Below are 14,089 nucleotides of genomic sequence, written 5' to 3'. Positions count from 1 at the left end.
CCGGGACCGTCCGTTCATCCCCGGAAAAGTCTGAGGTCAAGGAGGATATTTCGTGTTGAAGCGCGTTGGAAGGGCGGCCCGGCGACGGGTCGCCGCCGCGGCCGTCGCCGGCGCCCTGCTGGCCGCGGCGGTCGCCGCGACGGCGGGGCCGGTCCAGGCCGCCGGCCCGAACATCATCGTGAACGGCGGGTTCGAGGACGGCCTCACCAGCTGGTTCGTCAACAACGGGAACTCGACCGACGGCGCCACGCTGTCGGCCACGACGGACGCCTACGCCGGATCGAGCGCCGTGCTCGTCACCGGCAGGAAGACGACCGGCTCCGGTCCGATGCAGGACCTGTCCGGCAAGGTGCAGGCCGGCAAGACGTACGCGATCACGGCGCGGGTCAAGTACGAGAACCCGAACAGCCCGGCGACCAAGCAGTTCTTCGCCACCATGCACTACGGCGGTTCGACGTACACGAACGTCGGCACGGTGACGGTGGCGCGCGGGCAGTGGGGGCTCATCCAGGGCACGTTCACGATCCCCGCGAGCCAGAGCGTCGCGACCGCCAGGCTCTTCATCGAGACGCCCTGGACGTCGAACCCGGCGAGTGACCCGAACACTCACCTGATGGACTTCAAGGTCGACGACGTGTCCGTCTCCGAGTTCGTGCCGTCGACGACCATCGAGGCGCTCGGCAAGAACCCCGGCGAGGGCAACCCGCTCATCTCGCACAAGTTCGGCGCGGACGGCAACGCCTTCGTCCACAACGGCCGCGTGTACATCTACATGACCAACGACACGCAGGAGTACAAGCCGGGTCCCACCGGGGTCTCCTCCACCAACACCTATGCCAGCATCAACACGATCACGGTCATCTCGTCCGACGACCTCGTGAACTGGGTCGACCACGGCGAGATCCCCGTCGCGGGCCCGAACGGGGTCGCCCGCTACGCGAACAACTCGTGGGCCCCCGCCATGGAGAGCAAGGTCGTCGGCGGCAAGGAGAAGTTCTTCCTCTACTTCGCCAACAACGGCGGCGGCTCGGGCGTCATCGTCGGCGACTCGCCGGTCGGCCCCTGGCACGACGAGCGCGGCAACCTGCTCATCACGAGCGCGACGCCGGGCGCGTCCAACGGCATCAACTGGTTGTTCGATCCGGGCGTGTTCATCGACGACGACGGTCAGGGCTACCTCGTCTTCGGCGGTGGCGGCGACGACGGGTCGCGCAGCGCCGAGAACACCAACCACCCGAAGTCCACCCGCGTGATCAGGCTCGGCGACGACATGATCAGCACGAAGGGCTCGGCGGAGGTCATCGACGCGCCGCTCGTGTTCGAGGCCGGCCACCTGTTCAAGCGCGAGGGCAAGTACTACTACTCGTACTCGTCGAACTTCGGGTTCGGCGGCCCCGTCGACCCCAACGGCCCGCCGACCGGCGCGATCGCCTACCTCATGGCCGACAGCCCGATGGGCCCCTGGACGCCCGAGACGTACAAGGGCATCATCTTCAAGAACCCCGGCACCTACTTCGGCGCCGGCGGCAACAACCACCAGTCGGTGTTCAAGCTCGGCGACCAGTACTACTTCACCTACCACGCCCAGACGCTCAACAGCCGCATCACGGGCGGCGCCACCCAGGGCTTCCGCAGCCCCCACCTCGCCAAGCTCGACTTCAACGCGGACGGCACGATCAAGGAGGTGAAGGGCGACTACAAGGGCGTCGAGCAGGTCCGCAACCTCAACCCCTACCGCGTGATCGAGGCCGAGACGATCGCCTGGCAGCAGGGCATCGCGACGAAGAAGGTCGACGGCGCCTCCGAGGAGTTCGGCGCGCAGGCTCCGAACCTCGTGGTGCACGACATCGACAACGGCGACTGGACTTCGCTCGCGAAGGTCGACTTCGGCACGGCCGGCGCCACCGGCGTCACCGCGAAGGTGCGCCCGCTCGTGGCCGGCGGCAAGATCCAGGTCCGCCTGGACGGCCGCACCTCGCCCGTGGTCGCGACCATCCCCGTCGACGCGCCGCTCGGCGAGTGGACGAAGCTGACCGCCGCGCTCGACGGCGTCACCGGCGTGCACGACGTGTACTTCACCTACGCCGGGCCCGAGGGCGCGGACCTCTTCGAGATCGACTCGTGGTCCTTCGCCACCACCTCGCAGGAGGTCAAGCTGACCGTGACGGCCGCGCCGCGCTGCATCGGCAGCTCGGTGTACCTCGCCGTGACGGCCGTCAACGACGGCGACGCGCCGGCCACGATCGAGCTGAACACCCCGTTCGGCAAGAAGACCGTGGCCGACGTTGCTCCGGGCAAGCAGGCCTACCAGTCCTTCAACACCCGGACCGCCCAGATCGACGCCGGCAAGGTCACCGTGACCGGCACCGCGACGATCGACGGCAAGCAGGTCACCACGTCCTACGACGCCAACTACACCGCGGCCTCCTGCCGCTGAGCCGCACACACCGCGGTCAGCTGACGCTGAGCTGCTCACACGGCGGTCGGCTGACGCTGACCGCGCCGGCGGTGACCACGGTCCCCACGACGAGGACACCGCCGAGGTGTGTCTGACAAATCAGCCCGCTGCTCGCGTGGCCGGCATTTCGCCAGACACGCGCCGCCACAACCGGGGCCGGCCGATGAGCCGGCCGGCCCCGCCCCCCATAAATGGAGCGAACATGAGGATCAACAGGACCACGCAGCTGCTCGCCGCGTCGGTGCTTGGCGTCACGCTCGTCGGCGCCGCCATGACGAGTCCGGCGCTGGCCGACGACAATCCCGGCAGCGGTATCGACGTGTCGGTGAAGATCGAGCCCACGACCACGCCCGGTCAGCTGTCGATGACGGTGGCCGACAACAACGGGGTGTCCCTGACGGAGAACGGCTCGGATGCCGCCGCCCGTCAGTTCACCGGCACCCTGCCGACGGTGACGGTGTCCGACACCCGCAACCCCGAGGACATCCCCGCCGGTGAGTTCTGGGCGGTCGTGGGCCAGTCGAGCCAGTTCGTCGCGGCCGACGACCCGGCCAAGACCATCGGCCCGCAGTACCTGGGATGGAAGCCGCGTCTGCTGAGCGACTCCTCCACCGGGGCGGTGTCGGCCGGTGAGCCGGTCTCCAGTGTCATCTCCGACGGCACCGGAGCCCCGGAGGTGGGTCTGCAGGGTCAGGAGCTGCTGGTGTCGACCGCCAACTCCTCCGACGAGATCGGCACCTCGAAGGTCAACGCCGACCTCGCCCTGCGCACCCCGGTCGACGTCGCCGCCGGCGAGTACCACTCGACCCTGACCCTCTCGCTGTTCAACCAGACCTGACCCGAAGGCAGGACGCCACCGCCTACTGTGGGCGTCCGGGACGCGTGCCAGACTCGCCCGTGTCCCGGACACCCACAATGAGACAGGAGACACCTTCGTTGACCAAGAGCCGTTCACGGGGCGCTCTCGTCCTGCTCGCCGTTCTTCAGGCTGTCGGCGCGACCGTACTGGTCGCCTTGGTCGCGTTAGCCACCCCCGCAAGCGCCGACGTCACCTGGTCGGTCGTGCCCGCCGACGCGAACGGCCCCGACGGCCGCCGCGTCATCGACGTCGAACTCGCCGCCGGGCAGCAGGCCGATGAGCACATCGCCGTCATCAACCGCTCCACCGAGCCGGTCGACTTCGCGATCGACGCCAACGACGGCTACCTGACCTCCAAGGGCTACTTCGACATGCGGCCCTCGGACGCCAAACCCGTCGACGGCGGCTCCTGGATCACCATCCCCGACAAGGTGACCATCGCCGCCGGAGCCACCGCCGTCGTGCCCGTGAAGGTCTCCATCCCGCAGAACGCGACGCCGGGCGACCACCCCGCGGGCGTGACCGCCTCCGTGGACACCGTCTCCGGGCAGGTGCGGGTCCAAAACCGGGTCGGCGTCCGCCTGAACATCCGGGTGAGCGGCGCTTATGCGGCCAAGGTCGCCGTGAGCGACGTGCACGCCGCCTACACCTGGTCGTGGAACCCCTTCGCGCCGGGATCGGTCGAGGTGACCTACACCCTCGCCAACGCCGGCAACGTCCGCCTGGCCCCCGACTCCCGGATCCTGACCTCCACCTTCGTCGGCGAAAGCGACTGGAACGACAAATCCGACGCCAAGGCCAGGGAGATCATGCCGGGCGGCAAACGCACGTTCACCGCACGGGTGAGCGGCGCCTGGCCGATGGGAGTGATCACCACCACGGTGATGGCGATCCCCGCGCCCGCGGGCCGGCCGCTCCCCGGCGTCACCGCCGAGCGGGTGTCGATCGACACCTCCGTCTGGGCACTGCCCTGGCCGCAACTGGCTGTCCTCGCGCTGCTCGTCCTCGCCTTCCTCGCCTTCCGGCTGACCGCTTCCCGCCGCCGCAAGCGCATCGAGAAACTCATCCTCAACAGCCGGGGCACACCCCTCGGGGCCTGAGCACGTCAGTGCTTGTCAGGAGCGGCTCTCCGGGTGCTCGTGGGTCGCGGCCCGGCTTGCGAGCATCCGCAGGGCGTCGTCGCTGCTGGAGCCCGCTTCTGCGGTGTGGGCCGGCAGCACGAGACCAGACTCTTCTGTCGTCCCGGGAAGCAGGCTCTCGGTGCGGAGCCCGTGCACCCGATTACTCCGCGGGCTCCGTCGCCGCGGAAGGCCTGGCCGTCCAGGCACTACGAGTGCACCCCGGGACCGCGTCGCTGCCGGCTCGCGCACCCACGACGCGGACCGGGAACGAGGCGGTCTTCGTCGTGTCCGCCACCGTGTAGGAGACGGTCACCGCCTGGGTCCCCGGTTTCGCCGGGTCGTATCCCGACACGGAGCAACCGCCGTACCCCTCGGCCAGGACCTCGTCCTTCACGCCGTCCGTGTAGTCGGCCGTGACCACGAGGCCCGACAGGTCGAGTGGCTCGCCGACGGCGTAGACGGTCCTGGCCGGAGGCGTCCTCACCGAGACCGACGACAGGTCCGCGCCGCGCAGGGCGGCGTGTTCCGCCTGGGTCAGCGCGAAGACGTTCCCGTGGCGGATGACGCCGTCGGCCAGGTCGTAGTCCGGCGTCTGCCAGGTGATGGGAGTCCATTCGCCCGACGCGAGGTCCCTGGCCCAGTAAGGGCTGAGCTGCTGCTCCATGGGGTTGCCCGCGGGTGCGCCGGCCCACTTCTGGTCCGCCCAGAGGTAGTAGCCCTTCCCGCGTACGTCGCCGGGGTTCGCCTTGACCACCATCGGCGCCTCGGCGTAGGTCGTGTTCATCGTGTCGTGGGTGATGCAGCCCCTGACGACCGTCCAGTCCTCGGGCGGCGCGAGCACGGACGTCGCCCGCTCCTGGTAGATGTCCTCCGAGGCGCACCCGGAGACGTACGTGGTGACCCCGACGCCGGTGGAGACGCGGTCGCTGACGAACCGGTGGTACGACCCGTCCTCGTCGTCCCTGATGATGACGGCGTCGAGCGTCCCGTGGCCGGGCCTGCCGCTCATCACCTTCGCCGGCGTGAACGTCACGAAGTCGCGCGTCGTGCTGTAAAGGGTCTGGTTCCTCGTCAGCGGATAGCGGCCGTTCGGGTCGTCGCGGTCGGGTGTGTAGTACGTCCCGGGGGGATACATGGACGACGTCCAGTAGACGACGTAGGCGCCGATCGCCTCGTCCCAGATCGCCTCCGGGGCGAACGCCATCCCCGCCTCGTCCGGGGCCACGCGGACGTGCCGCTGCTCCGACCAGGTCCGCAGGTCGTCGGACTCCCAGACCTCGATGTGGCGGCCGGCGCCGCTCTGCGCCCAGTCCCACCCCTTCCACCCGTACGCCGTGCCGTCGACGTTCAGATCGGTGGCGATGAGATAGAACCTGTCCCCCTCCGGGGACCGGACGACGGACGGATCGCGTACGGCGTGCATCCCCTTGGTGGACTGGAGCACCATCCGCCCGTCGTTCACGGCCACCCAGCGGGTCGGGTCGTCGCCGACGCTCGTGGCCATGTAGATCTGCTGTCCCGCCTGGCAGTTCGACCTGGCGAAGTTCGCCATGCCGTACCGCGTGAACGGGGCGAGACGCACCGCGGGCCGTACGGTCAGGACGAAGGCGCGGCACGCCTCGGCGCCGTCGACGGTGACGCGCGCCGTCAGGGTCACCTCGGCCGGGCCGGCGCCGGCCGGCGGGCGCGTCACCACGCCCGCCGCGATCGCGCCGTCCGCCTCGTCGGACACGATGTCCGGGTCCGACGACGTCCAGCTGACCACCGCGCCCGGCGCCGCCGCCACCGTGGTCGGCAGCGTCACACTCCCGCGCACGTCGTCGGCGTGAGGGATTGTGATCCCGGCCAGTGCCCGCTCAGCGGGCCCGGTGACCCTGGTCGCCCCAGTCGACGTGGTGCCTTCGGTGCCTGCCATCCGGCCTCCCGTCACCCGGCCACGCATCGCCCAATGCCCTGATCAGCGGTAGCCGGCGGCGACCACGTCGGCCTGGACCGCGTTGTCGGTGGCGTCGGAGGGGTAGCCCGAGACGATGGCTCCCTCGTAGAAGGTGCCCTGACTCAGGTTGGTGTTGGTGGCACAGCAGTCGCCGCCGCTGCCGAGGATGATCGCACCCTGCTTCTTCATCGGACTGTAACCGCGGGGAAGCGATCCGTCCCACAACGTGGTCATGCCGCCGGTCTGCGCGTTGCCGCCCTTGATGGCGAAGCGCGACGTGCCGTTGTTCTTCAGCATCGCGGTGACGAACTTGCTGGTGAAGGCCCTCTGGTTGGGGTTCCAGGAACTGCTGCCGCCGGGGTAGAGGCCGTATTCGAGGTCGGCCTGCACCCACGGACCGGAGCCCGAGCAGCCGCCGAACCAGCAGCTCGTGCCGAAGTAGATGGCGTCCATCGCGCCGGCCCCGTCGGCCTTGCGGGTGGTCTCGCTGTTGCCGTAGTCGAAGCAGCAGCCGCCGTTGACGTGGGTGCCGCTGGTCACCATGTACACACCCTCCGGCGCGCTGCCGGTCGGCACGCCGGTCGCATGACCATCACGCCAGTAGCTGTTGCCGGGCCTGATGTACAGCGAGTACGCCTTGCCGCCCCCGACCGTCAGCGACTCCGACGTCGCGGTCGCGGGGGTGTCCTTGCCGCCGGCCCCGCCCGGTCCCTGGTACCAGACGTCGTTGCCCCGCCCGGACTGGTCGTACACGACGGTGATTACACAGGTGGTGCCGGCGCAGAAGGAGTCCTGCGCCGCGGCGTTGGCGACACCGCCCGCGCTCAGCACGCCGATGTTCCTGGTCGCGTTGTCCGACGACCGCCTGACCTGGTAGAGGTTGCCGCTGTAGGACCGGTAGAGCGCGCGCGTGGTGCTGTGCGCGGCCACGCAGGGCGTGCCGCCCGAGGCGTAGATGTCACAGGGCTTGCTCGATGTGGCCGGGGAAGACGGGCTGGCCGAAGGACTCGGGGAAGGGCTCGTGGCCGGGCTGGGCGAAGCGGTGACGCCGCCGGTGCAGGCCGTGCCGTTGAGCGTGAAGCTCGCCGGCGCCGGGTTGGTGCCGCTGTAGGCGCCGTTGAAGCCGAAGGACGTGCTCGCGCCGGTGGCCAGTGTCCCGTTGTAGCCGGCGTCGGCGACCGTGACCTGGGCGCCCGACTGCGTCATCGTGCCGTTCCACAGCTGCGTGATCGTCTGCCCCGCGGAGAACGACCAGCTCAGCCGCCACCCGTTGATCGGGTCACCGAGGTTGGTGATGCTCACGTTCGCGCCGAAGCCGCCCGGCCACTGGTTCGTCACCGAGTAGTCCACGCGGCAGCCCGCGGCCGCGTGCGCGGCGGGCGCGGTCAGCGCACCGGCTGCGCCGGCCATGGCGACGAGCCCGGTGGCAAGCCACAGCCGCAGGCGAGGGATCTTCATCCGTACTCCCGGGGTTCGTTTCACGTCTGTATGCGGTCGGCGACAGCACGGGCGGCTCGGGGTTCTCGTGAGCCGACAAAGGTGATGGATCGTGCTGTTAGCGCTAACAATTCATCTACGAAACTGGCTTCTTCTCCGTCGGAGCATGTGTGGTGGTGGTGCGGCGGAGCAAACACGACGCGAGGGAGCCGCGTCAAGGTCCGGGCGCTTCTCCGCGCCTGCCCTCACCCGCCGGGGCCTGTCCCAGCTGCTCTCACCAGGTCGGAGTCCGGTCGCTCGCGAAGTGCGAGTGTTGGAAGTTTCATGGAAATCTTGTCGTAATGTTCTAAGCATTATCGCCCGGATATCGGCCGAAGTGGCGCCCCAGATCTTGGTGCGGAAACGTTCTCCAATCGCCTTGTTTACTGACGCAGGCCAGAGAGATGGGCTTCCAGGCGTCCGAGCGAAATATTTTCGAGATCCCCTTGACAGGTTTCTTCACCGTTTCCACACTGAGTGCCGAAGCGGCCTCCTGCCGGGGTCGGTGGTGCGCGGCAGGGGTTCCCGGTTGCGACGCGTGAACGTCGAAACCGCAGTCGGATCAGGTCGCGATTTCGCCGGATCTGGCTTCCACTTGCCCTCGTGAACGCCGATGGAGCGCCGGTCGGCCTGAGTTCCCCACAGCCGGCATCACCGCATGCGGCGGCGTAAGTCGCCGTGTTCTTCCCCTGGAGTGTGAATGAGCACGTCCGCACGATTTCGCACCGTGTTGTTCGCCGCCTCGGCTGCCGGGATGGTTCTCGCGGCCGCCCCGGCCGGCAGCGCGTCCGCCGGCACCGTCCTGAGCGCGCTTCCGGGCGCGGCCCCGGCGGTCGCCCTGCGGCTGGCCGCCTGGCCGTCCCCGGCCGGTCAGCAGGCGGTCGGCGCCACCATCAACGTCTCGGGCACCCTCGACGGAGGGATGAAGCGCTACTACGGCACCGGCGCCCTGGGCAGCGGCAGCCAGAGCGAAAGTCAGCCGCCCATCTTCAAACTGGCCAACGGCGCGGTGCTGAAGAACGTCGTCATCGGCGCTCCCGCGGCCGACGGCGTCCACTGCATGGGCACGTGCACCCTGCAGAACGTGTGGTGGGAGGACGTCGGCGAGGACGCGGCCACGTTCAAGGGCACCTCGTCGTCGCAGACGATGACCATCGACGGCGGCGGCGCCAGGGCGGCCAGCGACAAGGTCTTCCAGCACAACGGCCCCGGCACCATGGTCATCAAGAACTTCCAGGTGCAGAACTTCGGCAAGCTCTACCGCTCCTGCGGCAACTGCTCGACCCAGTACAAGCGCAACGTCGTCATCCAGAACGTCACGGCGACCACGCCCGGCAAGGTCCTGGCCGGTATCAACACCAACTACGGCGACACGGCGCGGTTCTCGCAGATCACGATCGTCAACGACCCGAGTAAGAAGGTCGTCGTCTGTGACAAGTACAAGGGCGTGACCAGCGGCGAGCCGACGAGGATCGGCAGCGGCGCCGACGGCGTCAACTGCGTCTACTCGTCGTCCGCCATCACCTATCGGTAGACCCGCACCCGGCGCTCACCCACAAGATCTCGCGCATGTCCCGTGTGCGGCGGCCAGAAGTGATCCCTCTCGGCCGCCGCACCGGACTCGCGACCCACACACATTCGTCTACTCACTTCAAGGAGGATCCTTGCGAAAGGTGAAAGCTCTCCTCGCGGCCGGAATTCTCGCGACCGTCCCGATCGCCCTGCAGGACCAGGCGGTCGCCCTGGAGAACGGCGTGGCGCGCACGCCTCCCATGGGCTGGAACAGCTGGAACACGTTCGGCTGCAACATCTCAGAGACGTTGATCAAGCAGATGGCCGACGCGATCGTCAACTCAGGCCTGCGCGACCTCGGCTACCAGTACGTCGTGGTCGACGACTGCTGGATGAATTCGACCCGCGACTCCGCCGGGAATCTGCAGGCCAACGCGTCGCGCTTCCCCAGCGGGATGAAGGCGCTCGGCGACTACCTGCACGGCAAGGGGCTGAAGTTCGGCATCTACCAGGCGCCGCTGGACAAGACCTGTGCCCAGTACTTCAACAGCTACCCCGGCGCGACCGGCGCCCAGGGACACGAGGCCCAGGACGCCCGGCAGTTCGCCGCCTGGGGCGTCGACTATCTCAAGTACGACTGGTGCTCCCCCAGCGGCACCATCGACGACCAGGTCCGGACGTTCGCGAAGATGCGCGACGCGCTGGCGGCGACCGGGCGGCCGATCGTCTACAGCATCAACTCGAACAGCGTCCACTCGAAAACGGGGCCGCAACGCAACTGGGGCGACGTCGCCAACATGTGGCGGACGACCGAGGACATCACCAACAAGTGGGACACCGGTCAGACCAACGGATACCCGATGGGCATCCAGAACATCGTCAACGTGACCGTCCCGCTCGCGTCGTACGCGAAACCGGGAGCGTTCAACGACCCGGACATGATGGAGGTCGGCCGGGGCGGCATGACCGACACCGAGATGCGCAGCCACTTCGCCCTCTGGGCGACGATGGCCTCGCCGCTGATCCTCGGTAACGACGTACGCAACATGGACGCGGCGACACAGACGATCCTGAAGAACCAGAACCTGGTCGCCATCAACCAGGACTCGCTCGGCCAGCAGGCACGCCAGATCAGCAACGACGGGACCCGGCGCGTTCTGGCCAAGAAGCTCAGCAACGGCGACGTCGCGGTCGCCCTGTTCAACCAGGGCGGCAGCACCACCACGATCAGCACCACCGCGTCCGCGATCGGGATGTCCGGCGGCTCGTTCATCCTGCGTGACGCATGGACGAACACCCTCAGCGGCACCAACGGCACCATCTCGGCCAGCGTGCCGGCCCACGGCACCGTCGTGTACCGGGTCAGCGGCGACACGACCCCGTCGCCGAGCCCCACGCCACCGCAGTCCCCCACGCCGTCACCGAGCCTCACGCCCTCCCCGAGCCCCACGCCGTCGCCGAGCGCGCGGCCGGGCGGCTGTACGGCGACGTACCGGCTGGTCAACGACTGGGGAACCGGCTTCCAGGGCGAGGTGACCGTCGCCAACGCCGGATCGTCGGCGATCAACGGCTGGACCGTCACGATGACCCTGGCCGGAGGCCAGACCATCTCGAGCCTCTGGAACGGCGTGAACACCGGCACAAGTGGCGCGATCACCGTCAAGAACGCCGCCTACAACGGCACCGTCGCCGGCAACGGGTCGACGACGTTCGGTTTCACCGCCAGCGGCAGCGGCTCGGCCGCCCCCACCGGCGTCACCTGCACGAGCCCGTGACACGGAACGCGGGCCGAGCGGTATCGGCCCCGCGTGTCCGCGAGCAGGAGGTCCCGCTCGCGGAGCACGCCCATCTCGAGGAAGGCAAGCACCTGTGCGACATGTGAGCTCTTCTCGCCGGCGGCTCAGACTGTCGGCTGCGGCCGTCGCCGCGCTGCTGGCGGCCGGCGCCGGCATGGCCGCGACGCACGCCGCGTCGGCGGCCGCGGCCGGATGCCAGGTCACCTATACGGTGGCCAGTGAATGGCCGGGCGGCTTCAACGCCAATGTGAGCGTTAACAACCTCGGGGATCCGATCAACGGCTGGAAGCTGACCTGGTCGTTCCCCGCCGGGCAGACCGTCACCCAGCTGTGGAACGGCACCTACACCCAGTCGGGCTCCCAGGTGACGGTGACCAACGTCTCCTACAACGGCAGCATCCCGACCGGCGGCAGCACCGGCTTCGGGTTCAACGGATCGTTCAACGGCTCCAACCCGATGCCGTCGAGCTTCGCGTTGAACGGCGTGACCTGCACGGGCGGAGTCACCTCCCCCTCCCCCGGTGTCTCGCCCACGGTGTCACCCAGCGTGTCGCCCTCCACGTCACCCTCACCGCCGCCGCCGTCCAGGCAGCCCTGTGACATCTACGCGGCGGGCGGCACGCCGTGCGTGGCGGCGCACAGCACGACCCGCGCCCTGTACGCGACCTACAACGGCCCGCTCTACCAGGTGCGCCGCTCCTCGGACAACACCACCCGCGACATCGGCGTGCTGAGCCCGGGCGGAGCCGCCAACGCCGCCGCGCAGGACTCGTTCTGCGCGAACACCACCTGCCTCATCACGATCATCTACGACCAGTCCGGCCGCAACAACCGCCTCACCCAGGCGCCTCCCGGCGGCTTCGCCGGGCCGGCCGCCGGCGGCTACGACAACCTGGCCACCGCGACCAAGGCACCGACCACGGTCTACGGCCACAAGGCCTACGGCGTCTACGTCGATCCCGGCGTCGGCTACCGCAACAACACCACCAACGGTGTGGCCAAGGGCGACCAGCCCGAGGGCATGTACGCCATCTTCGACGGCACCCACTACAACGGCGGCTGCTGCTTCGACTACGGCAATGCCGAGACCAACAGCCGTGACAACGGCAACGGCACGATGGAGGCCATCTACTTCGGCAACATCAAGGTCTGGGGCTACGGCGCGGGCAACGGCCCCTGGATCATGGCCGACCTGGAGAACGGCCTGTTCTCCGGCGTGAACCAGCACTACAACGCCAATGACCCGAGCATCAACCACCGCTACCTGACCGCCATCATCAAGGGTGAGCCCAACCACTGGGCCATCCGCGGCGGCAACGCCCAGTCGGGCGCCCTGTCGACCTTCTACAACGGGGTGCGGCCCAACGTCGCGGGCTACAACCCGATGAAGAAGGAAGGCGCCATCATCCTCGGCATCGGCGGCGACAACAGCCACGGTGCCGCCGGCACCTTCTACGAGGGCGTCATGACCTCCGGTTATCCGTCGGACGCCACCGAGAACGCCGTCCAGGCCAACATCGTCGCCGCCGGATACAAGTAGAGGCAGAAGGGAAACCGGGACGACCGAGCCGCCCCCGGCGTGGACCGGGGGCGGCCGGGTCGTTCATGACGTCGTCGCGGGCGCGAGGATTTCCGGCGGCCGGTCGCCGCGCTCGATCGCCCGCGCCAGGCCGACGACGTCGACGACGTCTCCGTCCGGCCCGGCGAGTTCCCGGTGGCGCAGCGCGTTGACGTACCTGTAGCCCCGCAGCCGCAATGCGCGGTGAAGCACCGGGAAGAGCGCGCAGACTCCGGGCGACGGGTGGGTGCACGACTCCTCCCTGTGCTCCCACTCGAGCTCCGCGCCGCGCCCGGCGGCCACGATCTCCATCAGGTCGGCGAGCGCAGGGTCGGGTCTGCCGGACAGGTGGGCGACGGCCCGCAGGACGCTGTCGTGGCCCTGTTCGATCACCGCGTCCCAGGCCGCGAAGGGGATCTCGGCGAACGTGACGTACCAGTGCACCGTCTGGCCTTCGGTGCGGGGACTGAGCAGCCAGCGGGCGAACCGATCTTCGACGGCCGGGTCGAGCGCCCGCACGATCGGGTCGTCCGCCGGTCGGAGCGGCTCCTGCGGAGCGACGCCGAGCTCGCCGATCCGGTCGATCACGAACCCGTATCCGGCCGGGTCGGCCGCGTACCGCTGCAGATAGGGGGACATTAGCCGGGCCGGCAGGTCGTCCTCGTACACCTTCCAGCGCCAGCCCTGGTAGAGATCCACGGCGAACAGCCCGCGGCCGGGCAGGTGTGCAGCGTGGCGGCGGGCGAACCAGTCCAGCGAATGGCTCAGGAGCGCACCGCGAAGAAGCGCGGTCGCCATGGTTCGCCGGTCGCCCACCCGGCAACTGGCCTCGTCGGCCTGCCGTACGAGAGCCCTGACGGCGGCGGCGACCTCGGGCCGGACGGCCTGCTTCCTTACCGCCCCCGCGGTCCATAGCTCCACCAGCGCGGCGAGGGACCATGCCCGGCACGCCTCCAGGAGGGCGAGTTCGAAGGCGATGACCCCGCGTAGCTCCGCCCGGTCGAAGCCCATGGCGTACGGCAGGCCGATCCACAGCGCGGTGCGCCGCGGGCCGAGCCGGGTGGCCCCCGACTCCGCGATGGGCGTGAAACACACCCGTGACGGACGCCGGACCCCCAGCGTCGCGGCCACCTCGTCGACCATCGCATGAAGCTCCGGGTGATCCGCTCGCCGGGCGACATGCGCCTGGCGCGCACGCCTCGGCCAGGCGAGGGGAATCACCCGTACGGCGATCATCACGACGACGGCGGTCACCACCGGCGCCGGCTCCCCGTGCCCGTGGCGCCAGGCGGCGGCCCCGGCGATCACGCCTGCCGCCACCGGGAGAGCCGCGTTGTTCAGCCACCACGGAAGGAGTGCCCAGCGCCACACTC

The 14,089-nt window shown here is 69.1% G+C and carries 10 protein-coding genes; 6 read left to right on the top strand and 4 right to left on the bottom strand.

Annotation, left to right across the window (positions count from 1 at the left end):
* Positions 1-52: 52 nt before the first annotated feature.
* The 3 genes from ACQPZZ_RS17940 to ACQPZZ_RS17930 all read left to right on the top strand — a co-directional run bounded on the left by ACQPZZ_RS17940 (position 53) and on the right by ACQPZZ_RS17930 (position 4,417).
* Positions 53-2,437, top strand: coding sequence for a family 43 glycosylhydrolase (locus ACQPZZ_RS17940; protein ID WP_432933463.1), 2,385 nt, complete (start codon positions 53-55; stop codon positions 2,435-2,437).
* Between the two features lie 223 nt (positions 2,438-2,660).
* Positions 2,661-3,296, top strand: a complete 636-nt coding sequence (locus ACQPZZ_RS17935) for a hypothetical protein (protein WP_432933461.1) — start codon at positions 2,661-2,663, stop codon at positions 3,294-3,296.
* A 98-nt stretch (positions 3,297-3,394) separates the two neighbouring features.
* Complete coding sequence (locus tag ACQPZZ_RS17930; protein WP_432933459.1) at positions 3,395-4,417, top strand: COG1470 family protein; 1,023 nt, start codon at positions 3,395-3,397, stop codon at positions 4,415-4,417.
* Between the two features lie 15 nt (positions 4,418-4,432).
* Here the strand turns inward: ACQPZZ_RS17930 and ACQPZZ_RS17925 are convergent, their stop codons facing one another.
* From ACQPZZ_RS17925 to ACQPZZ_RS17915, 3 genes are read right to left on the bottom strand one after another with little or no spacing between them, the layout of a single operon-like run.
* Positions 4,433-4,594 (bottom strand): hypothetical protein, encoded by a 162-nt coding sequence (locus tag ACQPZZ_RS17925; protein ID WP_432933457.1) that lies wholly within the window; start codon positions 4,592-4,594, stop codon positions 4,433-4,435.
* A 4-nt stretch (positions 4,595-4,598) separates the two neighbouring features.
* Positions 4,599-6,353 (bottom strand): immunoglobulin-like domain-containing protein, encoded by a 1,755-nt coding sequence (locus ACQPZZ_RS17920; RefSeq protein ID WP_432933455.1) that lies wholly within the window; start codon positions 6,351-6,353, stop codon positions 4,599-4,601.
* A 42-nt stretch (positions 6,354-6,395) separates the two neighbouring features.
* On the bottom strand, positions 6,396-7,832 hold the full coding sequence (locus ACQPZZ_RS17915; RefSeq protein WP_432933453.1) for an arabinofuranosidase catalytic domain-containing protein: 1,437 nt from the start codon (positions 7,830-7,832) through the stop codon (positions 6,396-6,398).
* A 718-nt stretch (positions 7,833-8,550) separates the two neighbouring features.
* On the opposite strand from ACQPZZ_RS17915, the gene ACQPZZ_RS17910 reads away from it, so the two are divergent.
* The 3 genes from ACQPZZ_RS17910 (at position 8,551) to ACQPZZ_RS17900 (ending at position 12,698) form a co-directional block, all read left to right on the top strand.
* Complete coding sequence (locus tag ACQPZZ_RS17910) at positions 8,551-9,384, top strand: pectate lyase (RefSeq protein ID WP_432933451.1); 834 nt, start codon at positions 8,551-8,553, stop codon at positions 9,382-9,384.
* Between the two features lie 139 nt (positions 9,385-9,523).
* On the top strand, positions 9,524-11,137 hold the full coding sequence (locus ACQPZZ_RS17905) for a cellulose binding domain-containing protein (RefSeq protein WP_432934430.1): 1,614 nt from the start codon (positions 9,524-9,526) through the stop codon (positions 11,135-11,137).
* A 103-nt stretch (positions 11,138-11,240) separates the two neighbouring features.
* Complete coding sequence (locus ACQPZZ_RS17900; RefSeq protein ID WP_432933449.1) at positions 11,241-12,698, top strand: arabinofuranosidase catalytic domain-containing protein; 1,458 nt, start codon at positions 11,241-11,243, stop codon at positions 12,696-12,698.
* A gap of 63 nt (positions 12,699-12,761) precedes the next feature.
* Here ACQPZZ_RS17900 and ACQPZZ_RS17895 read toward each other — a convergent pair whose 3' ends face one another.
* The gene (locus ACQPZZ_RS17895; protein ID WP_432933447.1) at positions 12,762-14,036 is read right to left on the bottom strand and encodes a hypothetical protein; all 1,275 of its coding nucleotides are present in this window, start codon (positions 14,034-14,036) and stop codon (positions 12,762-12,764) included.
* Positions 14,037-14,089 lie beyond the last annotated feature (53 nt).

Origin of the sequence: Microbispora sp. CA-135349 (assembly GCF_050947365.1) — a bacterium.
Lineage (GTDB): Bacteria > Actinomycetota > Actinomycetes > Streptosporangiales > Streptosporangiaceae > Microbispora.
The sequence above is the reverse complement of the archived record's forward strand: the minus strand, read 5'-3'. Positions and strand labels throughout refer to the sequence as shown.